We start from the raw sequence: 25,270 nt of genomic DNA, 5'->3' as shown, positions 1-25,270 counted from the left end.
ACCAGCCTGTCGTGAAACAAGCGGTGAATGCCATCCCTCCCTCGAGAAGTGTGGGTAACTCCTAGCCGAGTGCCTTGAGCCACGACTCCTGCGTGGCGAGTTTTTCAGCGGCCTGAGCTGCCTTCTTTGCGTTACCTGCTGCCTCGGCAGCCTTGATCTCTTCGTTCAACTCAGCGATTGAGGCCTCGAGCTGGCCCTTCAGCCCCTCGCTGCGAGCGATCGTCTCTGGGTTTGTTGCTTCCCAGTGATCGTTCTCGAGCTTGCGCACGTGATCTTCAACCGTGCGAAGACGGCCTTCGATTTCGCGAAGTGCCTCGCGGGGAACGCGGCCAACCTCGTCCCATTTGATCTGGATGTCGGTGATGAGCTTGCGTGCCTTTTCGTGGTCAGAGACCTTGAGGATCGGTTCTGCCTCTTCGAGGATGGCGCGCTTTGCTTCGAGGTTTGCCTCGTACTCGACGTTTTCGAGAGCGACTTCTTCGGCTTTCGCGTTGTAGAGTACATCGCCAGCGGCCTTGAACCTGGCCCAGAGCTGATCGTCAACCTTGCGGCTTGCGCGGCCAGCTGCCTTCCAGTCATCAAGCAACGCGCGATACTGCGGGATCCCGTCTGAACCTTTGGGGGCGAGAGCCTCAGCGGCGGTAATGAGCTGCTCTTTACGGTGCTTCACCTGCTTATTCGTCGCATCCATCTGCGAGAAGAAGCGGCGGCGGGCAGCATCGAAGCTCGTGCGTGCGGTGCGGAAACGCTTCCACAGTGCATCGGCGTCGGCCTTATTGATCTGTGGGCCCTGACGTTGGGCATTCTGCCAGTTCGTGAAGAGCTGCTCCATGAGCTTGCCGGAGTCTTTCCAACGAACCTGGTCTTCGGGCTGAGCGGCGATGCGCTCTGCTTCGACGACAATTGCCTCGCGCTCTGCGAGCGCCTCCTGTTTGAGGGCGGCACGCTCTTCGCGCTGCTTCTTGGCGTACTCTTCAGCACGCTCCTGAAGCTTGGCGACGCGGTCACGCAGTGACTGCAGGTCGCCAACCGCGGCTGGCTCTTTGACGAGTTCGCTCAGGCTTGCGACACTCTGTGAAATGTCGAGGCCGGCGCTGCCAGTGTTGATGCGCTGTTCAAGCAGGTGAATCTGCCCTTCAAGGTCATCGAACTTGCGCACGAAGTAGGCCATCGCCTCCTCAGCCGTGCCGTCTGGGTACTGGCCGACCACCCGTTCTGTGTCGCCGTCACGCACAGTTACGGTATTCGTTTCGTCGACGCGACCCCATTGATTCGCGTTAGTTGATTCGTTCACAGTTTCACCATTCGAGGCAGATTGTTCCATCAAGTCTCTACTATAGCTAACTCCTGCCGTTCTCACGCATCTTGTCAGAGGGTGTGGCTACCATAAGTACTGTGACGAATCATTCGCTGAGCCCGGCCGCCCAGACGGCGCCGCTCGCTGTGCGCATGCGCCCAACCTCTCTCGACGAGGTCGTGGGTCAGCAGCATTTGCTGAGGGCTGGCTCGCCGCTTCGGCTTCTTGCCGATGGCGACAGTGGTCAGCAGGGCGCGATTTCGGTCATTCTGTGGGGGCCGCCAGGCACCGGAAAAACCACGATCGCACAGGCGCTTGCGCACTCAAGCGGCCGCAAGTTTGTTGAGCTCTCGGCCATTAACGCAGGAGTGAAAGACGTTCGAGTCGTGATGGAACAGGCACTGAACGACCGTGACCTGTTCGATATCGCTACCGTGCTTTTTCTCGATGAGATTCATCGCTTCACCAAGGCGCAGCAAGATGCGCTGCTTCCCGGCGTTGAAAACGGGTGGGTGACACTTGTCGCGGCGACAACAGAGAATCCCTCCTTCTCGGTGATTAGCCCCTTGCTTTCGAGGTCGTTGCTGTTAACGCTCCAACCACTCTCTGACGATGACCTCTACTTGCTCATTGAGCGGGCTGTGAACGACGACCGTGGCTATGGCGGCTCAATTACCGTCGAGGCAGACGCAGCTCGCGCACTCGTGCAGTTTGCGTCAGGCGATGCGAGGCGAACCCTGACGGGTCTTGAAGCGACGGCCGCGCTTGCGCTGCAGCGTGAAGGCCCCTCTGTCGTCACGGCAGAACTCGTTGCCGAAGCGATGGATCGTGCGCTCTTGCGGTACGACCGTAACGGCGATGAGCACTATGACGTGATTAGCGCTTTCATTAAGTCGCTGCGGGGCTCTGACCCCGACGCCGCTATTCACTATCTTGCCCGCATGATTGAGGCCGGGGAAGACGCCCGCTTTATCGCGCGACGGCTCATTGTTCACTCGGCAGAAGATGTGGGCATGGCCGATCCGCAGGCGCTGGTGATTGCGACAGCAGCTGCTGACGCCGTGCAGTTCATTGGCATGCCAGAAGCGCGTATTCCGCTCGCAGAGGCGACGATTTACATCGCTACTGCGCCGAAGTCGAACGCGGCTTGCGTGGCAATTGATGATGCGCTGGCCGATGTGCGAAAAGGAAAGATCGGCACGGTTCCCAAGCATCTTCGCGACGCCCACTATAAAGGGGCAAAAGCTCTGGGGCATGGCAAAGGCTATCGGTACCCGCATGACGACCCCCGCGGTGTGCTCGAGCAGGAGTATCTACCTGAGCCGCTTCGCGGCAAACGTTACTACGACCCACGGGGGTTGGGGAACGAGCGTGAGATCACTGAGCGGCTCGACAAAATACGGCGAATCACCCGTGGAGAGCGTGCGTAACTCGGAATTCTGGTATGCTGATCTGTGGCCATTATTGACAGGCGCCCTTCAGGGTTACTGCGAACGGTCGTTCCCTCACCGAAATGGTTTGTCGTGTCGCGTGCATTTCTCGCAAATGCGGGCACGGCGTGGCCGAGGAGAACACGAAGCTGCAACCGCACGCTCCGTATTTACACAAAGCACTAACCCGAAAGGATGACACGTGTCAACCACTTCACGTACGCGTTCACAGACGCGTCTTTCACGCTCGCTGGGTATCCCCCTTACTCCTAAGGCGGCAAAGTACCTCGAGCGTCGCCCCTACGGTCCCGGCCAGCACGGCCGCACCAAGCGTAAGAGCGACAGTGACTACGCCGTTCGTCTGCGCGAGAAGCAGCGTCTTCGCGCACAGTACGGCATTCGTGAGAAGCAGCTCGTTATTGCCTTCAACGAAGCACGTCGCCAGGACGGCCTGACGGGTGAGAACCTCGTTGAGCTCCTCGAGATGCGCCTTGACGCACTCGTGCTTCGCGCAGGCTTCGCACGCACGACGGCACAGGCTCGTCAGTTCGTGACTCACCGCCACATTCTCGTTGACGGCAAGATCGTTGACCGCCCTTCATTCCGCGTGAAGCCAGGTCAGCTCATCCACGTCAAGGAGCGCTCAGAGGGCACCGAGCCTTTCCAGGTTGCTGCAGCCGGCGGTCACACCGACGTGCTTCCCGCAGTACCCGGCTACCTCGAGGTTGACCTCGACAAGCTCCAGGCACGCCTCGTGAGCCGTCCGAAGCGCGCAGAGGTTCCCGTGACCTGTGAAGTTCAGCTCGTGGTTGAGTTCTACTCAGGCCGCTAAGCATCACGCTTCAGCACAGGGGCATCACCCATTGGGTGGTGCCCCTGTGTGTTTACATACTTCACCTCGGGCATACCGCACCGCGTAGAGTGGGGTATGACCACGCATCGGTAGTGCAAAGGAATGAACATGCGTAAATTGACTTGGCTCATTACTGGGGTCGGTATTGGTTTTGTTGCCGCTCACTTTGTGAATCAGACGCCCGAGGGGCGAAAATTTTTCGACCGTATCGGCCAGGGCGCTCGTGAATTCAACGGCGCCATGCAAGACGGCTACCGCCAGGGCGGCGAAGCCCTGCTCGAAGATGTTGAAGAGGCTTTGAAGAAGCTCAGAGACAAGGCTGAATGAGGCACCCGGCTGTGGGATAATGGTCGAATGACTAAGAACTCTGCAGCAACGGGAATGAGCACCGCCGAAATTCGTCGACGGTGGCTTTCTTTTTTTGAGCAACGTGGGCACACGGTCGTGCCTTCGGCCTCACTTGTGAGTGAAGACCCGACGCTCATGTTTACCGTCGCGGGCATGGTGCCCTTCGTGCCCTACCTCTCGGGCATGGTTCCCTCGCCCTACGTTCGGGCGACAAGCGTGCAGAAGTGCATTCGCACGAACGATATCGAAGAGGTCGGCAAGACCCCTCGGCACGGAACCTTCTTCCAGATGTGCGGCAACTTCTCGTTTGGCGACTACTTCAAAGAGGGCGCGATCACTTTTGCCTGGGACCTGCTCACAACGAGTGAAGCAGAGGGCGGTCTCGGCTTCGACCCGGCCGACCTCTGGGTTACGGTTTACGAAGACGACGACGAGGCGTATCGTCTGTGGAGCGAGATCGCGGGTCTGCCCGACGAGCGCATCCAGCGCCTCGGCAAAGACACCAACTACTGGTCAACTGGCCAGCCTGGTCCGGCCGGTCCCTGCTCTGAGATTTTCTTCGACCTCGGCCCCGAGTACGGCATTGATGGCGGCCCGGCGACCGATGACGACCGCTACGTTGAGATCTGGAACCTCGTGTTCATGCAGTACTCGGTCACCGATGTGAAGTCGAAGACCGAGTTCACGATCGAGGGCGAGCTGCCCAAAAAGAACATCGACACCGGCATGGGCCTCGAACGCATCGCCTTCATTAAACAGGGCGTCGAGAATATGTATGAGATCGACCAGGTGCGCCCGGTGCTCGACCTCACCGCAGAGCTTTCGGGTAAGGCTTACGGCGATAATGACGTCGATGATGTGCGTATGCGCGTGATCGCCGACCACATTCGTTCGGGACTCATGCTTATTGGCGACGGGGTGACACCCTCAAACGAGGGTCGCGGCTACATTCTGCGCAGGCTTCTTCGCCGCGCGATCCTCTCGCTGCGTCTGCTCGGTGTTTCTGACCCCACGTTTAAAAAACTGTTTGCGGCCTCATATGAGGCAATGCGTGAGGCTTACCCAGAGCTCACCGAGAACTATTCGTTCATCGAGCGCGCGGCGCTGAACGAGGAGGCGACGTTCTTGCGTACGCTCTCGTCTGGCATTGCCATTCTCGATGACGCGGTTACCGAGGCGCGTTCAGCGAAAGAGACGCTCCCAGGCAACACCGCCTTCATGCTGCATGACACCCACGGTTTCCCAATCGAACTGACGCTCGAGATTGCCGAAGAGGCCGGCATCGAGGTCGACCAGGCTGGCTTTACGACCCTCATGCAGGTGCAGCGCGACCGTGCGAAGGCCGACGCGCTTGCGAAGAAGGGGCAGCGGGCCGACCTCGGGGTGTACAAGACACTCAGGGCGCTTGGTGAAACGACCTTCCTCGGTTACGACGAGTTTGAACACGAGTCGCGCGTGCTCGGCGTGCTCGTTGACGGGCAATCGGTTGCTGCCGCCTCAGAGGGCGACATCGCTGAGATTGTGCTCGCCGAAACGACGCTGTGGGCCGAATCGGGTGGTCAGGATTCTGATCAGGGCCTGATCGTTGGTGACGGCTTCGAGCTCGAGGTGCTCGACGTACAAAAGCCCGTGCAGGGACTCGTCGTGCACACCGTTCGGGTAAGCGTTGGCACCGTTGCCGTCGACCATCGTGCGGTGACGAAGGTTGACGCGGCTTACCGACGTGGGGCACAGCAGGCGCACTCGGCAACCCACATCATTCACGCCGCGCTACGCGATGTGCTGGGCGATGGCGCGCACCAGGCCGGTAGCTACAACAAGGCGGGGTACATGCGCCTCGACTTTACGCACGGTGAAGCGCTCTCGACGACCGCAAAGAGCGAGATTGAAGAGATCGCAAACCTTGCGATTCGTGCAAACCATGAGGTCGTTGCTCGCGAGATGCCGATCGATGATGCGAAACAGCTCGGGGCGATGGCGCTGTGCACCGAGAAATATGGTGATGTTGTGCGCGTTGTCGACATCGGAGGCCCGTGGTCACGCGAGCTGTGTGCAGGAACGCACGTGTCAAACTCGGCCGAGGTCGGCATGATCAACCTCATCTCAGAGAGCTCGGTTGGCGCGTCAAACCGCCGCGTCGAGTCGCTCGTTGGCTTCGAAGCGTTCCAGAACTTTGCCGCAGAGCGTGCGATCGTGCAAGAGCTCAGCAGCAACTTGAAGACGCCTCGCGCTGACCTCGTGCAACGTGTTGCAGAGCTCGGTGCGCAGCTGAAAACGGCCGAGAAGAAGATTGCGCAACTGCAGGCGGCACAGCTTGGTGAGCGTATTCCTGAGCTCATCGCGCAGGCAGAGCGCGTTGGTGACGTCAAACTCGTGAGCGCTTCGCTCGGTACGGTTGGCTCGGGTGACGATGTGCGTGGCCTTGCGACCGACATTCGTGATCGGGTTCAGGCTGAAGCGGCCGTCGTGGTGCTGGCGGCAGAGGTCGCTGACAAACCGGTGCTCATTGCGGCGACCACTCAGGGCGCGCGCGACGCGGGCGTTCGTGCCGGCGACCTCGTGAAGACGGGCGCACGCATTCTTGGCGGTGGTGGTGGCGGCAAGCCCGACCTCGCTCAAGGTGGTGGCACCGACGTGACGCAGATCGACGACGCACTGCTGGCGCTGCGCGAGCAGTTGCGCGGAGCCTAGCCTCGATGCGAGTGGGGGTTCGTCTCGGCATTGACGTCGGAAAAGCGCGCATTGGCGTTGCAAAATGCGATGCGCACGGCATGCTCGCGACCCCGGTTGAAACGGTGGCTCGCGATCTCGAAGGCTCGACCGATATCGAGCGTATTCGTGCGCTGATCGCCGAGTACGAGGCTATCGAGTGCGTCGTGGGGCTGCCCCTGAACATGCAGGGGCAGCACACCGCTTCAACTGATGATGCGCTCGGCTTTGCGCACCGTATTGCCGCTCTCGGTACCGCCGTCAGGCTTGTCGACGAGCGGCTTACGACCGTGACCGCCTGGGGGCAGTTACACGCGACCGGTAAAAACCATAAGAAAGGCCGCGGCGTCATCGACCAGGCCGCAGCCGTTGTGATCTTGCAACACGCTATTGATGCCGAGCGACTGCGCGGGGAGCCTACCGGCACCGTGCTTCCCGGCACCGAACAGGAGGAAACCACCTCATGACTCATCGTGCTGAAAAACCCCGAAAGGCAAAGCGGGGGTGGATCATTCTGCTCGTCGTTGTCGTCGTGCTCGGTGCCCTCGGCAGCGGTGTGGCCGTGCTCTGGGGAAGCTACGGCGATGCGGTGCTCAAACGCTTTGGCATGGTCGAGAACGATTACCCGGGACCAGGAACCGGCGAGGCCGTCATCACGATTTACGAGGGTGAGCTTGGCGGCGACATCGCCGAGACCCTGGCTGAGGCAGACGTGGTCAAGAGCTCAGAGGCCTTCTACGATCTGTTGATCGAGAAAGCCGACACGGTTTTGGTTCCCGGTAGTTACTCTCTCAAACAGCAGATGAGTGCCGAGGGAGCTCTTGAAGCGCTCCTCGACCCTGAGAACCGAATGCAGCGTTCGGTGGCGTTACGCGAGGGGCTCACGGTTGACCAGACGCTTGAACGCCTCGCAGCCGGCACCGGGGTGCCGCTTGAGGAGTTCGAAGAGGCGGCCAAGAACGTCGCTCCGTACGGGCTTCCGGCTGGCGTCACCTCGCTCGAAGGGTGGCTGTTTCCCGCCAACTATGAGTTTGGTCCAGACGATGACGCTTTTGTCATGATCAACACGCTCGTGCAAAAGCAGCGGTCGGTTCTTGCATCGTTTGATGTGAGCGATGAAGACGCTCAGCGGGTGCTCACGACCGCGTCGATTGTTGAGAAGGAAGCGGGAACGCCGAGCGACTTCGGCAAGGTCGCACGGGTCATCGCGAACCGCCTCGACACCGACATGCTCCTGCAAATGGATTCGACCGCGCAGTACGGTTACGGCGAGCACGCCGACGGCAACGTGTGGTCATCGAAAGAAGCCCTGAAAGACGATAACGACTGGAACACCTACGTGCACAAGGGGCTGCCGGTCGGGCCTATCGCCAACCCAGGCGCCAACGCGATCGAGGCAACCCTGAACCCAGAAGAGGGCGATTGGCTGTACTTTGTCGTGTCACCGGGCGGTACGGGAGAGTCGACTTTCACCTCAAACGTGAAAGACCACGAGGCGGCCGTCGACAAGTATCGCAAGTGGTGCAGCGAAACCCCCGATAGCGGGTGCTGATGCGCAGGCTCGCGGTGCTGGGTTCGCCCATTGCTCACTCAAAGTCGCCGCTCATTCACGCTGCTGCATACGCAGAGATGGGCCTCGAATGGCAGTACGAGCGCATTGAATGCACTGAATCCGAGCTCGCACCACTCTTGACTGGACTCAGCAACGATTGGCTTGGGTTTTCGTGCACGATGCCGCTCAAGACGCGCGCGCGCGAACTCGCCGATGTGCTTGACCCCGTGGCCCAGGCGAGCGGAGTCGTCAACACGCTCGCGAGGCACGAAGCGGGGTGGATCGGCGCCAACACCGACGTGGGAGGCCTGCGTATGGCGCTCGAGTCGCACGGGCTTGACCTCACACGCACGCTCGTCCTGGGCGCAGGAGCGACCGCGGTTTCTGCCGTGCTCGCTGCTCGCGCCGGTGGTGCCGCGGAGGTGCAGGTTATGGCGCGGCGGCCTGAGGCGGCAGAGGCTTTGGGTAGGGCCTATGCAGCGGTTCCCGGCACGCTGGGACACGAACCGGTGTGGCTACCGACGGCGGTCGTCAGCACGCTTCCGGGCCCCGCAGGCGCTGATCTCGTGCTACCAGAGACGGTAACTCAGGCGCCGCTCTTCGACGTCGCGTACGACCCGTGGCCGTCGCCGCTGAGCAAGGTGTGGGATGACCGGGGGAGCGACCGCTACCCGGGCATTGACATGCTCATTTTTCAGGCGGTGTTGCAGATTCGGCTCTTCGTCAGCGGTTCGACAGGCGCCAAGCTCGAGGGTGAAGAACGCGTGATTGCCACTATGCGCGAAGCGGTGGCAAGTTCTGTGGAAGAATAGAGAGCATGCTGCGTTGGCTTACTGCTGGAGAATCACACGGACCCGAACTGATTGCTGTTCTTGAGGGCATGCCCGCTGGGCTGCCCATCACGATGCAAGAGCTCAGAGATGACCTTGCGCGTCGCAAGCTCGGTTATGGCCGTGGCTCACGAATGAAATTTGAACAGGACGAACTCTCGCTCTCGGGCGGTGTTGTGCAGGGCCGAAGCATTGGCGGCCCGATCGCGATTCGCGTTGGCAACACCGAATGGGCGAAATGGGTCGAGGTGATGAGCGCCGAACCGACCGAGCTCTCTGAGAAGTCACGTGGCCGTGGTGCTGCGCTGACGCGCCCGCGCCCCGGCCACGCCGACCTCGTCGGTATGCAAAAGTACGGCTTTGACGAGGCTCGGCCGGTGCTTGAGCGCGCCAGCGCTCGAGAGACTGCCGCGAGGGTTGCCCTCGGCGCGGTAGCCAAAGCTTTCCTGCGAGAGCTCGGGATCGAGCTCGTGAGCCACACCGTTGCGATTGGGCCCGTGCAGGTTCCCACAGGCACACCGCTTCCTGTCCCGGGCGATGTTGATCGACTCGATGCCGATCCGCTTCGCTGCTTCGACGAAGCGACAAGCGCGTTGATGGTTACCGAAGTCGACGAGACGAAGAAGTCGGGCGACACCGTTGGCGGCATCGTCGAGGTGATCGCTTACGGCTTGCCGGCTGGGCTCGGCTCGTACGTGCACTGGGATCGCCGTATCGACAGCAAACTCGCCGCCGCGATCATGGGCATCCAGGCGATTAAGGGCGTTGAGTTTGGCGACGGCTTTGAGACGACGCGTCGCCGCGGTTCAGTCGCACACGATGAGCTGCACATGCGTGACGGCAAGATCGTTCGTGAGACCGATCGCGCCGGTGGTATCGAGGGTGGCATGACCACGGGTCAGCCCCTTCGGGTGCGCGCCGGCATGAAGCCTATCGCAACGGTTCCTCACGCGTTGCCGACCATCGATATCGCGACGGGTGAGCAGGCGAAGGCCCACCACCAGCGCAGCGACGTGTGTGCGGTTCCGGCCGCGGGCGTTGTGGCCGAGGCGATGGTTGCCCTGACGCTTGCCGACGCGATGGTCGAGAAGTTCGGCGGCGACAGCGTTGCCGAGACGAAGCGCAATCTCGACGCGTACCTCGCGAACATTCCCGAGACACTCAGCACGGCAGGGGAACAGTGAGCCCTTCCCGCAGACGTGCTTCACGCCCCGCGGGGCCCCCTCAGCAACGTCCGGTGCCGTCGCCGCCACCACTCGTGCAGGGCAACCCCGATGTGCTCGGGCTTGACCGCGCGGTCGTGCTCGTCGGCCCGATGGCTGCGGGTAAGACGAGTCTCGGCAAGAGACTCGCACGTGCGCTCAACATTCCTTTTGTTGACTCTGACGCTCGCATCGTGCAGCAGCACGGTGTGATCACCCAGATCTTCGAGCAGCAGGGTGAGAGTGCGTTTCGCGAGATGGAGGCAACCGTCATCGCGGCGGAGCTGGCGCGCAAGGGCCCGCGGGTGCTTGCGCTCGGCGGTGGAGCGGTGCTTACCGAGCGCACCAGGCAGCTGCTTCGCAACCACCCGGTGCTGCTGCTCATGACGACCGAGAAGGCCGTGCTCAAAACGGCGAACCTTTCGCGCAGGCCCCTGCTCAAAAACGACCCCGGGGCGTGGCAGCGCATTCTCGACCAGCGCAGGCCCCTCTACGAAGAGGTTGCCGACGTGACCTTTCGTACTGACCGCTTCTCGCAGAGTGCACTCACCGAGGTTGCGGCAAACTGGATTACGACGTGGGCGAGCGAGCACCTCGTCGACACCCTCCCGATGAACGACGAAGATAAAGAGGCATAGTGACTGACGCAACCCGTATTCAAGTGACCGGAGAAACCCGCTACGACGTGGTCGTCGGGCACGGGCTGCAGGACGAGGTCGTGAGCGCTCTCGGGCAGCAGGTTGCGAAGGTGCTCATCGTGCACACGGGCTCGGTGGGGCGCATCGCCGAAGAGCTGCGCGTCGCGCTCTCTGAGACATACCATCAGGTGCTTATTGCCGAGATTCCCGACGCCGAGAACTCGAAGCGTGTCGAAGTAGCAGCCTTCTGCTGGACGTTGCTCGGCCAGGCTGACTTCACGCGCAGCGACGCGATCATTGGTATTGGCGGGGGAGCGGCCACCGACCTTGCGGGCTTTGTTGCTGCGACCTGGCTTCGCGGCGTCAAGCTCGTGCAGATTCCCACGACCGTCATTGGCGCGGTTGATGCAGCGCTCGGCGGCAAGACCGGCATCAATACCTCTGAGGGCAAGAACCTCGTCGGTGTCTTCTACCCGCCGGCAAGAGTTATCTGTGACCTCGATCACCTGCAGACCCTGCCCGATAACGAGATTCGCGCGGGTTTCGCCGAGGTCGTGAAGTGCGGGTTCATCGAAGATCCACGTATCCTCGAGATCATCGAGGCCGACGTCGACGTTGCGACCAACCCCTCGAGTCCCGAGTTTCGCGAGCTCATCGAGCGCACCATCGCGGTCAAGGCCGCGGTCGTGAGTGAAGACTTCACCGAGACCGGAGTGCGCGAGAACCTCAACTACGGGCACACGCTCGGCCACGCGATTGAGCACGCCGAACGGTACCAGTGGCGCCACGGTGTTGCTGTCTCGATCGGTATGATGTTTGCCGCAGAGCTCGGCCGTCTCGCGGGTTCGCTCTCAGACGAGGTCGTCGACCGTCACAAGGCGATTCTCACCTCGCTCGGCCTACCGGTGACCTACGGTGCTGGCCGCTGGGAGGGCCTGCTCGCGACGATGCAGCGCGACAAGAAGGCGCGCGCAGGCATGCTGCGTTTCATCGTGCTCGATGACATCGGCAAGCCTCGCGTGCTCGCGGGCGTCGACCCCTCAATGCTGCAGTTCGCATACCAGGCAATCGGGAGCTAGGGGCGACCATGCAAGAGATTCTCGTTCTCAACGGCCCAAACCTGGGCATGCTCGGCGCACGCGAACCCGAGGTGTACGGCCACGCGACCCTCGACGATCTGCGTGAGTTGCTTGAAGCACGCAAGACCGCAGAGCAACGCATTGAGGTGCGCCAAACTGGTGACGAGGCAGAGCTCATCGGGTGGATCCACGAGGCTTTTCACCGTGGTTGCGACGTGATTCTCAACCCGGCGGCATTTACCCACTACTCGTACGGCCTGCGCGACGCAGCCGCGATGCTGCAGGGCACCTCGCGGCTCATCGAGGTGCATATCTCGAACCCGCATACTCGCGAGGCTTTTCGGCATATGAGCACCATTAGCGGCGTGGCAACCGGCGTGATCGCTGGCTTTGGGTTTCAATCGTATGTGCTCGCTCTCAGCGCGCTCACCGACTGAGCCGCTACGATAGGGTGTCGCATTTTTTCAATCGAACACATGATCTTGGAGACGAAACATGGCAACCTCGAACGATATTAAGAACGGTACCGTCATTAAAGACAGCGGCCAGCTCTGGAGCGTTGTTGAGTTTCAACACGTAAAGCCGGGCAAGGGCGGCGCGTTCGTGCGCACCAAGCAGAAGAACATCGTCTCGGGCAAGATCATCGATAAGACCTACAACGCCGGTGCAAAGATCGAGACGGCCACCGTTGACCGCCGCGATTTCCAGTACCTGTACAAAGATGGCGCTGACTTCGTGTTCATGGACCTCTCTGACTACGATCAGCTCACGGTTCCCGCCGTTGTCGTCGGCGACGGCGAGAACTACATGCTCGAAAACCTCAACGTGCAGATCGGCATGCACGAGGGCGAGCCCCTCTACATCGAGCTGCCAGCATCGGTCATTCTTGAGGTCACCTACACCGAGCCAGGCCTGCAGGGCGACCGCTCGACCGGTGGCACGAAGCCCGCAAAGGTCGAGACCGGCTACGAGATTCAGGTTCCCCTCTTCCTCGAGACCGGTACCAAGGTCAAGATCGATACGCGCACGGGCGACTACCTCGGTCGCGTCAACGATTAATCGCTAACCGTTGAGCGCACGAACGAAAGCGCGCAAGCGCGCACTAGATATGTTGTTTCAGGCCGACCTGCGAGAAATCGAGATTCCACAGGTCATTGAGGCTGAAGCCCAACGTGCAGCGCAGGAGCCCGATCGCATGGGCTCCTGGCTGTACGCCCGAGAGATCACCGACGGTGTTCACGACCACGGCGAAGAGATCGACGCCCTCATCGTGAAGTACGCCGAGGGCTGGTCACTCGAACGAATGCCTCACGTTGACCGGGCGCTCTTGCGGCTCGCCAGCTGGGAGATCTTACATAACGACGAGGTTCCCGCCGCAGTGGCCATCACCGAGGCGGTTCTTCTCGCACAGGAGTACTCGACCGACGATTCAAGCCGTTTTATTAACGGTGTGCTGGGAAATATCGCGACACACGCTGAATGATCGGCGCGCTTCGGCTATAGTTTTTACGGTAAGCACTTCTTTAAACCCGTCCTGTGAGGCGGAGAAGGGGGCTCTGGTTGTGTATACGCGAACGGTGCTCGAAGGTGCCGAGATTACTCGCGCACTTCGCAGAATCTCACACGAGATCATAGAAGCAAACAAGGGCCCTCATGGGCTCCTGTTGGTTGGCATACCCACGCGCGGGGTCGCTCTCGCGCATCGTATTGCCCAGCACATCGAACAGATCGAGGGAGTGACGGTGCCCGTCGGGTCGCTCGACGTCACGATGTACCGTGACGACCTCGACCGCCACCCCACGAGGGTCACGGGCCCGACCGACATGCCGGCCGAGGGCGTTGATGGCATCACCGTCGTGCTCGTCGACGATGTCCTCTTCTCAGGCCGCACGGTGCGTGCTGCGCTCGACGCACTCGGCGATCACGGTCGCCCCGTTGCGGTGCGGCTCGCCTCGCTCATCGACCGGGGTCACCGGGAGCTCCCGATTCGGGCCGACTACATCGGCAAGAATCTTCCGAGTGCTAAGAGTGAGCGCATTCAGGTGCATCTCGTCGAGCACGACGGCATTGACCAGGTCACGATTTCATCGACCGAGGCAGCGGGGGAGGCCGGGGCATGAAGCACCTACTCGACACAAGAACGCTTGGTCGCGATGCCGCCCTGCGCATTCTCGACACCGCCGAAGACATGGCTGCGACCCAGCACCGCGAGGTCAAGAAGCTGCCCACGCTTCGTGGCAAGTCGGTCGTGAACCTCTTCTTCGAAGACTCGACGCGCACCCGCATCTCATTCGAGGCCGCCGCGAAGCGCCTGAGCGCCGACGTGATCAACTTCAGCGCCAAGGGTTCGTCGGTGTCTAAGGGCGAGTCGCTCAAAGACACCGCGCAAACGTTGCAGGCCATTGGCGCCGACGGCGTCGTCATTCGTCACCACGCCTCGGGCGCTCCGCAGCGCCTCGCAGAGTCGGGGTGGATCGAGGCCGGCGTCCTGAACGCCGGCGACGGAACGCACGAACACCCGACCCAGGCACTGCTTGACGCTTTCACGCTGCGCAAACGCCTCTTTGGTGCTGAGAGCCGCGGGCGTGATCTCGACGGCATCTCTGTCGCGATCGTTGGCGACATTGCCCACTCGCGGGTCGCGAGGTCGAACCTCTGGCTCCTCACGACGCTTGGCGCCCATGTGACGCTCGTCGCTCCAGAAACGCTGCAACCCTACGGCGTTCGAGCCTGGCCTGCGACGATTCGGCACTCGCTCGATGAGGCAATTCGCGAAGATACCCCAGACGTCGTCATGATGCTGCGCATTCAGGGCGAGCGCATGCACCACGCGTTCTTCCCGAACGAGCGCGAATACGCCCGCAACTGGGGCCTCGATGACCGCAGATTCGCGGCGCTCCCAGAGCACTCACTCATCATGCACCCGGGGCCCATGAACCGTGGCCTTGAAATTTCATCTGCCGCAGCCGACTCTGATCGATCGACCGTGCTCGATCAGGTGTCGAGTGGCGTATCGGTTCGTATGGCGGCACTGTACCTGCTGCTTTCAGGAGACAAGGAGCAAACGCATGCCTAACGCGGGCCAGATACTGATTACCAACGTCACGAGGGCGCAAGACCTCACCGAGGCTGGCAAGGGCGTCGGCGAAGCCAAGACCGTCGACATCCTGGTCGATGGGGGCCGCATCGTTCGCGTGGGTCAGGGCATCGAGAACACCGAGGCGCGAGTCATCGACGCAACGGGACTCATCGCGATGACGGGGCTCGTTGACCTGCACACGCACCTTCGCGAGCCGGGCTTCGAGCAGTCTGAGACCGTGTTGACGGGCACCAGGGCAGCCGCCGCCGGCGGCTTCACGACCGTCTACGCCATGGCCAACACCATGCCCGTCTCTGACACCGCGGGCGTCGTTGAGCAGGTACAAGCACTCGGCCAGGCCGCAGGGTATGCCACGGTTCGCCCGATCGGCGCGGTCACGGCGGGGCTTGAAGGCGAGCGCCTCAGCGAAATCGGCGCGATGGCGCAGTCACGCGCGGGCGTGACCGTCTTCTCTGACGACGGAAAGTGCGTTCACGACTCACTGCTCATGCGACGCGCCCTTGAGTACGTGAAAACGTTCGACGGGGTCATCGCGCAACACGCGCAGGATCCGCGTCTCACCGAGAATGCCCAGATGAACGAGGGCGAGCTCTCGAGTCAGCTCGGACTCGCCGGCTGGCCCGCGGTTGCCGAGGAATGGATTATCGCGCGCGACGTGCTGCTCGCAGAGCACATCGGGGCGCGACTGCACATCTGCCACCTCTCAACCGCAGGCTCGGTCGAGGTCGTGCGCTGGGCCAAGGAGCGCGGCGTGAACGTCACCGCTGAGGTAACGCCTCACCACCTCATTCTTACCGAAGACAAGGCCGTGAGCTACGACCCGATCTTCAAGGTCAACCCACCGCTTCGTCGCGATGCCGACGTGAAAGCGCTGAGGCAAGCGGTTGCCGATGGCATCATCGACATCATTGCCACTGACCACGCACCGCACCCCAGTGAAACCAAGGAGTGCGAGTGGGACTCGGCGGCGTTTGGCATGGTTGGCCTCGAATCGGCTCTGCCCATCGCGATGCTCACGCTGATTGAAGAAGGCACCGTGAGTTGGCAGCGGCTCGAGCACCTGCTCTCACACACCCCGGCCTCCATCGGCAAACTCGAGGGGCACCCAGCGTCGCTCGACGAGGGAGAGGTCGCTGACCTCGTGCTCGTCGACCCGAGCGCCTCGAGCACCTTTAGTGTTGCTGACCTCAAGGGGCTCAGCCTGAACTCGCCGTTTCTCGGCATGCAACTTCCCGGGCGGGTGCACACCACCATTCGCCACGGGTACCTCACCCTCGATCAAGGTGTGCTCGTTGACGAAGCAACGGTCGCCCAGGCAGCAAAGGAGAACCTCTCATGAATTTTCTCACCTCGACGCTCGTACTGGTGGCTCTGACCGCGCTGCTCTTCTGGCTCATGTGGCGAAGCTGGCGACGACGTGGCAAACGCGACGCCGATCTCGCCCCGATCGAGACCGCGCTCACGGGCGACACCATCGCCTCGTTTGATCGCGTCTTCTACGTAGCAACCACCCCGCAAGGTGCGCCGCTCGAACGCGTCGCTGTTCCCGGTCTCGCCTTTCGCGGCTGGGCTCAGGTCACCGTTCGTACCGACGGACTCGAAGTGCAGGTCACGGGCGAAGCCCCCGTGGTCATCGCACGCGAGGCGATCACGGGCGAGACGCTCGCGCAACTCACCATCGACAAAGTCGTAGAGCACGACGGGCTCTCAAACCTCGAGTGGGTCTCACCACGAGGCACCCTCGCGACGAGCTTTCGTTTCAGCACGCCGAACCAACAACACGAATTTGCTGAGAGCATCGCACGGATGCTTAACCAGCACCCCAACTCAACAACCGCTCGCTCACTAGAGGAGGCTTAAATGACCGCCACGACCACATCAAGCGCCGTACTCGTACTCGCCGATGGCACCCGTTTCGAGGGCCGAGCATACGGCTCAGTCGGACGAAGCGTTGGCACCCTGCGGCTCGATGTAGCCCCCACCGGATACCTCGAGACGCTCACTGACCCGAAGGTTGCCGGAGAGATTGTTGTCTTCGCGACGCCGCACATCGGCGCGACCGGTGTGAATGACGAAGACGCCGGTTCGTCACGCATCGAGGCCGCTGGGCTCGTTGTGCGTGACCCAGCTCGCCGCGTTTCGAACTTCCGCGCAACGCGCAGCCTCGACGATGACCTTGCTCGCGACGAAATCGTCGGGATCTCAGGCATCGACACCCGCGCGCTGACGCGCCGCATCGCGGCAGCAGACAGCCCGCTTCGCGCAGGCATCTTCTCGGGAGCTGACGCACAGCTCTCAGGCGCCGAGCTCGCAACCATCGTCAACACCGCCGCGTAGAACCAGCAGCACAGGAGCACTTTTATGCCAAAACGTACAGACATTCACTCAGTACTCGTCATTGGTTCTGGCCCGATCGTTATCGGCCAGGCGTGCGAGTTCGACTACTCAGGTACCCAGGCCTGCCGCGTGCTGCGCCAGGAGGGCGTGCGAGTCATTCTCGTGAACTCGAACCCCGCGACGATCATGACCGACCCCGATTTCGCCGATGCGACCTACGTTGAGCCGATCACGGCCGAGGTCATCGAGCAGATCATCGCGAAAGAGAAGCCAGACGCGCTCCTGCCAACCCTCGGTGGGCAGACCGCGCTGAACGCCGCCATCGAGCTCGACGAGCTCGGCATTCTCGACAAGTACAACGTTGAGCTCATCGGCGCGAACATCGCCGCTATCCAGCGAGGCGAAGACCGCCAGCTCTTCAAAGACATCGTGCTTGAAGCAGGCGCCGATGTGGCGAAGTCATACATCGCCACGACGGTCGAGCAGGCCAAGGAACAGGCGAAAGACCTCGGTTACCCGCTCGTCGTGCGTCCCTCGTTCACCATGGGTGGCCTCGGCTCAGGCTTCGCGTACACCGAAGCAGAGCTCGTGCGCATCGTTACCGACGGCATTCACTCGAGCCCCACGGGCGAGGTTCTGCTCGAAGAATCAATTCTCGGGTGGAAAGAATATGAGCTTGAGCTCATGCAAGACCCCACCGGCGCCTCGGTGATCGTGTGCTCGATTGAAAACGTTGACCCCGTCGGCGTGCACACGGGTGACGCGATCACGATCGCCCCGGCGATCACGCTGACCGATCCCGAGTACCAGAACATGTGCCGCATCGGTGAAGAGATCATTCGCCGCGTCGGCGTGAACACCGGCGGCTGCAACATTCAGTTTGCCATCGATCCCGCAGACGGCCGCGTCATCGTCATCGAGATGAACCCCCGTGTTTCGCGCTCATCGGCTCTCGCCTCGAAGGCGACCGGTTACCCGATCGCCAAGATTGCGGCCAAGCTCGCACTCGGTTACACGCTCGCAGAGCTCACGAACGACATGACGGGCATTCAAGACGTTGCCGCCGACCCCACGATCGACTACGTCGCCGTGAAGGTTCCGCGCTTCGCCTTTGAGAAGTTCCCAGCAGCCGACGACACGCTCACGACGACCATGAAGTCGGTCGGCGAGGCCATGGCCATTGGCCGTAACTTCGCGACCGGCCTCCAGAAGGCGCTGCGCTCGCTCGAGAAGAAGGGCTCGTCGTTCCACTGGGGCGAAGACGAGCGCTCGGTCGACGATCTGCTCACGACCATGGTGCGCCCGACCGACGGCCGCCTCGTCGACATTCAGCAGGCACTGCGCAAGGGCGCCACGATCGAGCAGGTTTTCGAAGCCACGAAGATCGACCCCTGGTTCCTCGACCAGATCGTGCTCATCAACGAGATCGCCCACGAGGTGCGCGAGGCTGCAGAGCTCACGAGCGAGCTGCTGAAGCACGCCAAGAACCACGGCTTCTCAGACGCCCAGATTGGCGAGCTGCGCGGTATGCGCGAGTCAGAGGTGCGCGGCTGGCGCCACGCCCACGGCCTGCGCCCCGTGTTCAAGAAGGTTGACACCTGCTCGGCCGAGCACGAGGGGCTGCAGCAGTACCTCTACTCATCGTACGACCAGGAGACCGAGGCGATCGCGACCGATCGCAAGAAGATCATCATCCTGGGTGCTGGCCCCAACCGTATTGGTCAGGGTATCGAGTTTGACTACTCGTGCGTGCACGCCTCATTCTCGCTCTCAGAGGCGGGCTACGAGACGATCATGATCAACTGCAACCCTGAAACGGTCTCGACCGACTACGACACCTCAGACCGTCTGTACTTCGAGCCGCTCACGCTCGAAGACGTGCTCGAGGTGATTCACGCAGAGCAAGCCTCGGGTGAGCTCGTCGGCGTCATCGTGCAGCTCGGCGGCCAGACGGCCCTCGGCCTTGCGCAGCTGCTCAAAGACAACGGTGTGCCGATTCTCGGCACGACCCCCGAGGCAATCGACCTCGCTGAAGAGCGCGGCGCATTCTCGCAGATTCTTGACCGGGCAGGCCTGCACGCGCCGCGCAACGGCACGGCCATCGATGAGGCTGGCGCGATCCGCGTCGCCGAAGAGATCGGGTACCCCGTACTCGTGCGCCCGTCGTTCGTTCTCGGCGGCCGCGGTATGGAGATCGTGTACGACACCGACTCGCTGCGCGACTACTTCGTGCGCATCGAGGGCTCGGCGCTCGTTGGTCCCGGCAACCCGCTGCTCGTCGATCGCTTTCTCGACGATGCAATCGAGATTGACATCGACGCGCTCTACGACGGCGAGCAGCTGTACGTTGGCGGCGTCATGGAACACATCGAAGAGGCTGGCGTGCACTCGGGCGACTCAAGCTGCACCCTGCCTCCCATCACGCTCGGCTTCGAGCAGATCGGCGAGATTCGCGAGGCAACCCGCGCGATCGCCGAGGGCGTTGGCGTGCGCGGCCTCTTGAACGTTCAGTTTGCCATCGGCCAGGGCGTGCTCTACGTGCTCGAGGCAAACCCTCGCGCATCGCGTACCGTGCCGTTTGTCTCGAAGGCACTCGGGATTCCACTGGCAAAGGCCGCGGCACGTGTCATGGCTGGCGAGAAGATTCAAGACCTCATCGACGCCGGTGTGCTCGATGAGCGTGACGGTTCACGCGCGCCCATCGATTCGCCCATCGCGGTGAAAGAGGCGGTTCTGCCGTTCAAGCGGTTCCGCACCACCGAGGGCCTCGTGGTCGACTCACTGCTCGGCCCCGAGATGCGTTCGACGGGTGAGGTCATGGGCATGGACCGCGACTTCCCGACGGCGTTTGCCAAGAGCCAGTCGGCCGCTGGCAGCGAGCTGCCAAAGCCCGGCGACACCGTGTTTATCTCGGTCTCAGACCGTGACAAGCGTGGCATCGTGCTCCCGGCCCTGCGCCTCAAAGAGCTTGGTTACCGCCTCATTGCGACGAAGGGCACGCAGGTCGTGCTCGGCCGCAACGGTATCGAGGCAGAGGTGGTGAAGAAGCACTCAGAGATGAACGGGGGAGAGAGCGTGGTTGACCTCATCGATCGCGGTGAGGTCGGCATGATCGTCAACACCCCGAGTGGCGGCACGACGCGCGCCGACGGCTACCGCATTCGTGCGGCGGCCATCGCCGCTGGCATGCCCATCTTCACGACCGTCTCTGAGCTCGACGCGGCCGTCGCCGCGATCTCGCGCCTTTCAGAGGGCGTGACGGTGAAACCGCTTCAGGAGTACGAGGCCGACCGCCTCGCTCGAAAGACGAAGTAATGACAGACACCTTTGGTGGGCGGCTCGCAGCACAGTTTGTTGCGGGCCGCCGCTTATGCGTCGGCATTGATCCGCACGCGAGTACGCTCGCTGCATGGCAACTCGACGATACCGCCGCGAACGCCGAGCGCCTAGGGCGCGAAGTGGTTGCCGCGGCGGCTGGCGAGGTCGCCTGCATCAAGCCTCAAATCGCGTTTTTTGAGCGCTTCGGATCGGCCGGCTACGTCGCCCTCGAGCGTGTCTTTGCCGATGCGCGCGAGGCGGGGCTCATCGTGATCGCCGATGTGAAGCGCGGCGATATCGGTTCAACGTTTGCGGCCTACGCCGACGCGTGGCTGAAGCCAGGAAGCCCGCTCGAGGCCGACGCGATGACGGTGCACGCATACCAGGGCCTCGGCACGCTCGCTGGTGCCAGTGAATACACGAGCGAACACGGCAAGGGGCTCTTCGTGCTGTCGGCGACCTCGAACCCCGAGGCCAAGGCCGTGCAGCTTGCCCACGTTGAAACTGGCGAGACGCTTGCGCAATATGTGCTCTCTGGTGCGCGCGACATGAATACTGCCAAGGGTGGGGAAGTCGGCTCGGTCGGCGTCGTGTTGGGTGCAACCGTGAACCTCGATGACTTCGCGATTGATCGCACTGCGACGCACGGTGGGCCCGTGGTGCCCGTGCTCGCACCGGGCTTCGGCTTTCAGGGGGCAAGCGTTGGCGAGGTGCGCGAACTCTTCGGGTCGCTGGCTGCCGGTGTGCTCGTGAGCGAATCACGCAGCATCGTCAACGGGGGAGCCGCTCAGCTCGGCAACAACATTGCGCTGAGCAACGAACGCATCATGGAGGCATACGCGTGAAACACCCGGTTCCAGACACCGATAGGGTCGCTGCAAGTCGCGCGGCGGTGGAAGCTCGCAGGGCAAGGGCTGAGCTTAAGCAACGGGTGCGTGACGGCGAACTGTCGCCGGTCACGGTGCTCGAACTCTCGAAGAAACCCGACACTCCAGCGGCAACATTACGGATAACCGACTTTTTATTACTGATGCCCGCCATTGGCGCGGTCAAGATGCCCGGTATCCTGGAGACACTGGATATTTCTGAGCGGAAGCGCCTCGGCGGGCTCGGAATTCGACAACGAACACGACTGGAGGCCTTTGTGCGGCAGCGACTCGGCTTAGATGAGGCGACGACAGTGCCACCCCTGACCGTTCTTGCGGGCCCCACCGCGGTGGGCAAGGGCACCGTTGCGGCATACATTCGCGAGCACTACCCAGAGGTGAGCCTCTCAGTCTCGGCTACGACCCGTGCCCCGCGCCCAGGAGAGATCGACGGGGTGCACTACTTCTTCGTGACCGACGAGGAGTTCGATCGCATGCTCGCCGAGTCTGAGTTTCTTGAGTGGGCGACCGTGCACAACGCCTACCGCTATGGCACACCCCGCACGCCTGTGCTCGAGGCATCTGCACAGGGGCAACTCGTGTTGCTCGAAATTGATCTGCAGGGCGCACGCCAGGTGAGCGTCGCAATGCCCGACGCGAGACTCGTGTTTCTCGCACCACCGACATGGGATGAGCTCGTGCGCCGACTCATCGGCCGCGGCACTGAATCGGCTGAAGAGCAGGAGCGCAGGCTGACGACGGCGAAGGGTGAACTCGCCGCTGCTGAAGAGTTCGACGAGACCATCGTGAACGACGAGGTAGCCCTCGCGGCCGAACGCCTCGTAGCGATTATGCGCGGCGAGAAGCCGGAGGCCTAAGCGATGTTGCCAGCTGGTGATGCGGTACACATTGTTGTGCTCGGGAACGAGATCATGCTCGACTCGCATGCGTTTTGGGGCATACCGCTCGCGCTGCTCGGCGCCGCGTTTCTCTCGTTCGGTGCGCAGTACCAGTCGCGCGGCCTCAATAAGGTCGAGCGCATCACCGGCAGCAGTGCCTCGCAGGGCATCTCAGCGAAGCACACGCTCAACCTCTTAAAGCGGCCCTCGTGGCTCGTCGGAACGATTCTGCTCGGCCTCGCGACCGTGTTGCAAATCGGTTCGCTGAGCTTCTCGCCGTTGATTCTCGTGCAACCGATTGGCGTTGTTGCCCTCGTCATCACCGCCTTTCTCAACATGCACTATTCGAAGGTGAGGCTCGGTGCGAAAGCCTTCACCGCCGTCGCGATGTGCGTCGTCGGCGTTGGCATCTTCGTGACCGTTGCGGCGTTTAACGCGGTCGATGCGAAGGTTTCAGACACGAAGCTTCGCATCATTCTCATCATCTTCGCCATCGTTTTCGTGCTCGCTCTCGTGCTCTTCGCCCTCATGCGGCACCGGGCGATCGCGCTCGCCTACATTATTGGGGCCGGCGTGCTGTACGGCTTCGTGGCGACACTCGCGAAGACGGTCATCAGCAGACTGCAGCAGCAAGAGTTCGACGCGTATCTGTGGCTCAGCCTCGCCGCGCTTATTCTCGGGGCCGTACTCGGCATGTTCTTCGTACAGAACGCCTACTCATCGGGCCCACCCGACCTGGTCGTTGCAGGACTCACCGTCGTCGATCCGCTCATTGCAGTGCTCATCGGCATCGTCGTTCTCGGCGAGGCAGAACATGCCAGCGCCGCGGCGGTCATCATCTTCGCGCTCTCGGGGCTCGTCGCGATTCTCGGAGTATTCGGCCTCGCACGCTACCACCCGCAGGCAGGCATGAAACAGATGATGCAGACGAGCACGGGCAACATCAAGATTCCCGAGGGAACGCTCGAAGAGCCTCCCGCGAGCGATGAGGCGGGGCACCGAGGCCAGCGGCCGTGAAGCACGCCATCCTTGCCATCTTGACCGAGGGGCCGGCCTACGGGCTGCAGCTGCGTGGCGAACTCATGCGCCGGCTCCCACGGGAGCGCCCCATCAACGTCGGCCAAGTCTATTCAACCCTCGACCGTCTCGTGCGTGACGGCTTTGCCGAGCAGCGCGCCCAGACCGACGACGGGCTGCCGCTCTACGCGGTGACCGATGTCGGTCGCGAGCTCGCAGATTCCTGGCTGACAACCCCCATGCCAGACGAGCAGCACCCCTGGGAGACCATGCTCGCCCAGATCGCGATGGCCGTGAGCTTGCCCGGACGAGACGCCGATGCCTTGCTCAGCGCATACGAGACGCTCTGGCGGGACCGTCTCGACGATGTGCGCGATGACAGCCCCGGCCAACTCGCGCAGAGGCACCTTGCCCGAGCAGCACTCGCCTGGCTCGCCGAGCTGCGCGAAGTCGCGCCAAAGCCATTCGCCGTCTCTCACAAACGCCCACCCCGGGGTAGGCCGCGGCAGTAGAGGCGGCCGACGCGTTTTCTCTGCAAACGCACACGGGTGAGTGCCGCAGGGCAATTAAACTATTGCAGGTCGGAGCGACCGACACCCAACGAAAGGAACTCATGGGTATTTTCGAGGCGATCATACTCGGGCTCGTGCAGGGACTCACTGAGTTTCTCCCGGTCTCATCGAGCGCTCACCTGCGCGTCACGAGCGAACTGCTCGGCATCGGCGACGCCGGCGCAGCCTTTACCGCAATCACCCAGTTGGGCACCGAGCTCGCCGTCATCGTCTTCTTCTGGAAAGACATCGTGCGCATCATCGGCAACTGGTTCCGCTCGCTCACGGGCAAGATCGCGCGCAACGACCCTGACGCCCTCATGGGCTGGTGGATCATCGTCGGCACCATTCCCATTGTCGTGCTCGGCCTCGTCTTCCAAGACCAGATCGAGACGACCCTTCGCTCACTGTGGTTCGTTGCCTTCACCCTTATCTTCTTCGGGCTCTTGCTCGGCGTCGCCGACTGGGCCGGGAAGAAAACCCGCCCCCTCGAGAAGCTGACCTGGAAGCACGGCCTCATCTACGGCTTCGCCCAGGCGCTTGCCCTCATTCCCGGCGTTTCACGCTCTGGCGGCACGATCACCGCTGGCCTCTTCATGGGCTACAAGCGCGAGGCGGCGGCCCGCTATTCGTTCCTGCTCGCGATTCCTGCCGTATTCGGTTCGGGCTTCTACCAGCTCTATAAAGCGATCAAGGCGCCCGACTCGACGCCCATGGGCATGACCGCGCTCGCGACCGTCATCGCATTTGTCGTGGCGCTCTTCGTTATTGGCTTCTTCATGAACTACATCTCGAAGCGTAGCTTCACCCCGTTCGTGATCTACCGCGTCGTGATTGGCTTCGTCATCATCGCGCTGCTCATGACCGGCGTGCTGACGCCGAACGGTGGCGCGAACGTGGCGCTCGGCGTAGGCGCGACCGAGGCGCTTGGCGCGCTGGCGGGTGTGACGGCGTAACGCCGACCGGCTAGAGCCGCGGCGTGCGCGGCGTGTGCGGCGCGGTCTCGTCGCTGCACGCCCCCGCGCGGTTCACTTGACGAAAAGCAGGGTGTTTCTCGAAATACACCCTGCTTTTCGTCAAGCAGACGCGAAATTGGCGTGCAACGAGGATCCCGCCGCATTTGGGCGCTCACGGAGCAGCCCAAGCGACATGAGTACCGATGTATTGGTGGGGCATGCGGGGCTTGAACCCGCGACCGACGGATTATGAGTCCGGTGCTCTAACCAGCTGAGCTAATGCCCCGT

The 25,270-nt window shown here is 62.1% G+C and carries 25 protein-coding genes and 1 tRNA gene; 24 read left to right on the top strand and 2 right to left on the bottom strand.

Annotated features, from left to right (window positions below; translation table 11 throughout):
- Positions 1-61 precede the first annotated feature (61 nt).
- The gene (locus tag JSO19_RS00760; protein ID WP_270909140.1) at positions 62-1,294 is read right to left on the bottom strand and encodes a DUF349 domain-containing protein; all 1,233 of its coding nucleotides are present in this window, start codon (positions 1,292-1,294) and stop codon (positions 62-64) included.
- 155 nt (positions 1,295-1,449) lie between these two features.
- Here JSO19_RS00760 and JSO19_RS00755 point away from each other — a divergent pair, with 155 nt between their 5' ends.
- The 24 genes from JSO19_RS00755 to JSO19_RS00640 all read left to right on the top strand — a co-directional run bounded on the left by JSO19_RS00755 (position 1,450) and on the right by JSO19_RS00640 (position 24,982).
- Positions 1,450-2,727 carry a replication-associated recombination protein A gene (locus JSO19_RS00755; protein ID WP_270912077.1) on the top strand — a complete coding sequence of 426 codons (1,278 nt, stop codon included), beginning with the start codon at positions 1,450-1,452 and terminating at the stop codon, positions 2,725-2,727.
- Between the two features lie 202 nt (positions 2,728-2,929).
- Complete coding sequence (gene rpsD / locus JSO19_RS00750) at positions 2,930-3,559, top strand: 30S ribosomal protein S4 (protein ID WP_270909139.1); 630 nt, start codon at positions 2,930-2,932, stop codon at positions 3,557-3,559.
- 129 nt (positions 3,560-3,688) lie between these two features.
- Positions 3,689-3,907, top strand: a complete 219-nt coding sequence (locus JSO19_RS00745) for a hypothetical protein (RefSeq protein ID WP_270909138.1) — start codon at positions 3,689-3,691, stop codon at positions 3,905-3,907.
- A gap of 54 nt (positions 3,908-3,961) precedes the next feature.
- Positions 3,962-6,619, top strand: a complete 2,658-nt coding sequence (alaS, locus tag JSO19_RS00740; protein WP_270912076.1) for an alanine--tRNA ligase — start codon at positions 3,962-3,964, stop codon at positions 6,617-6,619.
- 5 nt (positions 6,620-6,624) lie between these two features.
- Positions 6,625-7,104: a Holliday junction resolvase RuvX gene (gene ruvX, locus JSO19_RS00735; RefSeq protein WP_270909137.1), complete on the top strand. Its 480-nt coding sequence runs from the start codon at positions 6,625-6,627 to the stop codon at positions 7,102-7,104.
- Positions 7,101-8,189, top strand: a complete 1,089-nt coding sequence (gene mltG, locus JSO19_RS00730) for an endolytic transglycosylase MltG (protein WP_270909136.1) — start codon at positions 7,101-7,103, stop codon at positions 8,187-8,189. The genes ruvX and mltG overlap by 4 nt, the downstream gene beginning before the upstream one ends.
- Positions 8,189-9,001, top strand: a complete 813-nt coding sequence (locus JSO19_RS00725; RefSeq protein ID WP_270909135.1) for a shikimate dehydrogenase family protein — start codon at positions 8,189-8,191, stop codon at positions 8,999-9,001. The genes mltG and JSO19_RS00725 overlap by 1 nt, the downstream gene beginning before the upstream one ends.
- Positions 9,002-9,006: 5 nt before the next feature.
- Complete coding sequence (gene aroC / locus JSO19_RS00720; RefSeq protein WP_270909134.1) at positions 9,007-10,203, top strand: chorismate synthase; 1,197 nt, start codon at positions 9,007-9,009, stop codon at positions 10,201-10,203.
- Between the two features lie 53 nt (positions 10,204-10,256).
- Entirely contained in the window at positions 10,257-10,859 is a 603-nt protein-coding gene (locus tag JSO19_RS00715; RefSeq protein ID WP_270909133.1) for a shikimate kinase, read from the top strand.
- Positions 10,859-11,938 (top strand): 3-dehydroquinate synthase, encoded by a 1,080-nt coding sequence (aroB, locus tag JSO19_RS00710; protein WP_270909132.1) that lies wholly within the window; start codon positions 10,859-10,861, stop codon positions 11,936-11,938. Before JSO19_RS00715 ends, aroB begins: the two co-directional genes overlap by 1 nt.
- An 8-nt stretch (positions 11,939-11,946) precedes the next feature.
- On the top strand, positions 11,947-12,375 hold the full coding sequence (locus JSO19_RS00705) for a type II 3-dehydroquinate dehydratase (protein ID WP_270909131.1): 429 nt from the start codon (positions 11,947-11,949) through the stop codon (positions 12,373-12,375).
- Between the two features lie 58 nt (positions 12,376-12,433).
- Positions 12,434-12,997 carry an elongation factor P gene (gene efp / locus JSO19_RS00700; RefSeq protein ID WP_270909130.1) on the top strand — a complete coding sequence of 188 codons (564 nt, stop codon included), beginning with the start codon at positions 12,434-12,436 and terminating at the stop codon, positions 12,995-12,997.
- Positions 12,998-13,007: 10 nt separating this feature from the next.
- Positions 13,008-13,421, top strand: coding sequence for a transcription antitermination factor NusB (gene nusB / locus JSO19_RS00695; RefSeq protein ID WP_270909129.1), 414 nt, complete (start codon positions 13,008-13,010; stop codon positions 13,419-13,421).
- 79 nt (positions 13,422-13,500) lie between these two features.
- A complete protein-coding gene (gene pyrR / locus JSO19_RS00690) occupies positions 13,501-14,058 on the top strand; it encodes a bifunctional pyr operon transcriptional regulator/uracil phosphoribosyltransferase PyrR (RefSeq protein WP_270909128.1) in 558 nt (185 codons plus the stop codon).
- Entirely contained in the window at positions 14,055-15,014 is a 960-nt protein-coding gene (locus JSO19_RS00685; RefSeq protein WP_270909127.1) for an aspartate carbamoyltransferase catalytic subunit, read from the top strand. The genes pyrR and JSO19_RS00685 overlap by 4 nt, the downstream gene beginning before the upstream one ends.
- Positions 15,007-16,377 carry a dihydroorotase gene (locus JSO19_RS00680; RefSeq protein WP_270909126.1) on the top strand — a complete coding sequence of 457 codons (1,371 nt, stop codon included), beginning with the start codon at positions 15,007-15,009 and terminating at the stop codon, positions 16,375-16,377. Before JSO19_RS00685 ends, JSO19_RS00680 begins: the two co-directional genes overlap by 8 nt.
- Positions 16,374-16,898, top strand: a complete 525-nt coding sequence (locus JSO19_RS00675) for a PH-like domain-containing protein (RefSeq protein WP_270909125.1) — start codon at positions 16,374-16,376, stop codon at positions 16,896-16,898. The genes JSO19_RS00680 and JSO19_RS00675 overlap by 4 nt, the downstream gene beginning before the upstream one ends.
- Entirely contained in the window at positions 16,899-17,375 is a 477-nt protein-coding gene (locus JSO19_RS00670) for a carbamoyl-phosphate synthase domain-containing protein (protein ID WP_333734763.1), read from the top strand. It begins immediately after the preceding gene.
- Between the two features lie 24 nt (positions 17,376-17,399).
- A complete protein-coding gene (gene carB, locus JSO19_RS00665; RefSeq protein ID WP_270909124.1) occupies positions 17,400-20,690 on the top strand; it encodes a carbamoyl-phosphate synthase large subunit in 3,291 nt (1,096 codons plus the stop codon).
- Positions 20,690-21,538, top strand: coding sequence for an orotidine-5'-phosphate decarboxylase (pyrF, locus tag JSO19_RS00660; protein WP_270909123.1), 849 nt, complete (start codon positions 20,690-20,692; stop codon positions 21,536-21,538). The genes carB and pyrF overlap by 1 nt, the downstream gene beginning before the upstream one ends.
- On the top strand, positions 21,535-22,437 hold the full coding sequence (gmk, locus tag JSO19_RS00655; RefSeq protein ID WP_270909122.1) for a guanylate kinase: 903 nt from the start codon (positions 21,535-21,537) through the stop codon (positions 22,435-22,437). Before pyrF ends, gmk begins: the two co-directional genes overlap by 4 nt.
- 3 nt (positions 22,438-22,440) lie before the next feature.
- On the top strand, positions 22,441-23,475 hold the full coding sequence (locus tag JSO19_RS00650; protein WP_270909121.1) for a DMT family transporter: 1,035 nt from the start codon (positions 22,441-22,443) through the stop codon (positions 23,473-23,475).
- On the top strand, positions 23,472-23,987 hold the full coding sequence (locus JSO19_RS00645; RefSeq protein ID WP_270909120.1) for a PadR family transcriptional regulator: 516 nt from the start codon (positions 23,472-23,474) through the stop codon (positions 23,985-23,987). Before JSO19_RS00650 ends, JSO19_RS00645 begins: the two co-directional genes overlap by 4 nt.
- A 101-nt stretch (positions 23,988-24,088) precedes the next feature.
- Positions 24,089-24,982 (top strand): undecaprenyl-diphosphate phosphatase, encoded by an 894-nt coding sequence (locus JSO19_RS00640; RefSeq protein WP_270909119.1) that lies wholly within the window; start codon positions 24,089-24,091, stop codon positions 24,980-24,982.
- A gap of 209 nt (positions 24,983-25,191) precedes the next feature.
- On the opposite strand, the gene JSO19_RS00635 is transcribed toward JSO19_RS00640, so the two are convergent.
- Positions 25,192-25,268: transfer RNA gene (locus JSO19_RS00635), tRNA-Ile, on the bottom strand.
- Positions 25,269-25,270 lie beyond the last annotated feature (2 nt).

Origin of the sequence: Leucobacter sp. UCMA 4100, from assembly GCF_027853335.1 — a bacterium.
Classification (GTDB): Bacteria; Actinomycetota; Actinomycetes; order Actinomycetales; family Microbacteriaceae; genus Leucobacter_A.
Note: the sequence above shows the minus strand (reverse complement) of the source record. Positions and strands in the feature narration are given on the sequence as shown.

Coding starts and splice junctions, on each gene's coding strand:
- aroC (WP_270909134.1), top strand. CDS start 9,007: ATGCTGCGTTGGCTTACTGCTGGAGAATCACACGGACCCGAACTGATT.
- JSO19_RS00675 (WP_270909125.1), top strand. CDS start 16,374: ATGAATTTTCTCACCTCGACGCTCGTACTGGTGGCTCTGACCGCGCTG.
- JSO19_RS00640 (WP_270909119.1), top strand. CDS start 24,089: ATGGGTATTTTCGAGGCGATCATACTCGGGCTCGTGCAGGGACTCACT.
- alaS (WP_270912076.1), top strand. CDS start 3,962: ATGAGCACCGCCGAAATTCGTCGACGGTGGCTTTCTTTTTTTGAGCAA.
- JSO19_RS00680 (WP_270909126.1), top strand. CDS start 15,007: ATGCCTAACGCGGGCCAGATACTGATTACCAACGTCACGAGGGCGCAA.
- JSO19_RS00755 (WP_270912077.1), top strand. CDS start 1,450: ATGCGCCCAACCTCTCTCGACGAGGTCGTGGGTCAGCAGCATTTGCTG.
- carB (WP_270909124.1), top strand. CDS start 17,400: ATGCCAAAACGTACAGACATTCACTCAGTACTCGTCATTGGTTCTGGC.
- efp (WP_270909130.1), top strand. CDS start 12,434: ATGGCAACCTCGAACGATATTAAGAACGGTACCGTCATTAAAGACAGC.
- JSO19_RS00650 (WP_270909121.1), top strand. CDS start 22,441: ATGTTGCCAGCTGGTGATGCGGTACACATTGTTGTGCTCGGGAACGAG.
- pyrF (WP_270909123.1), top strand. CDS start 20,690: ATGACAGACACCTTTGGTGGGCGGCTCGCAGCACAGTTTGTTGCGGGC.
- JSO19_RS00705 (WP_270909131.1), top strand. CDS start 11,947: ATGCAAGAGATTCTCGTTCTCAACGGCCCAAACCTGGGCATGCTCGGC.
- mltG (WP_270909136.1), top strand. CDS start 7,101: ATGACTCATCGTGCTGAAAAACCCCGAAAGGCAAAGCGGGGGTGGATC.
- JSO19_RS00685 (WP_270909127.1), top strand. CDS start 14,055: ATGAAGCACCTACTCGACACAAGAACGCTTGGTCGCGATGCCGCCCTG.
- JSO19_RS00725 (WP_270909135.1), top strand. CDS start 8,189: ATGCGCAGGCTCGCGGTGCTGGGTTCGCCCATTGCTCACTCAAAGTCG.
- JSO19_RS00670 (WP_333734763.1), top strand. CDS start 16,899: ATGACCGCCACGACCACATCAAGCGCCGTACTCGTACTCGCCGATGGC.
- ruvX (WP_270909137.1), top strand. CDS start 6,625: ATGCGAGTGGGGGTTCGTCTCGGCATTGACGTCGGAAAAGCGCGCATT.
- JSO19_RS00745 (WP_270909138.1), top strand. CDS start 3,689: ATGCGTAAATTGACTTGGCTCATTACTGGGGTCGGTATTGGTTTTGTT.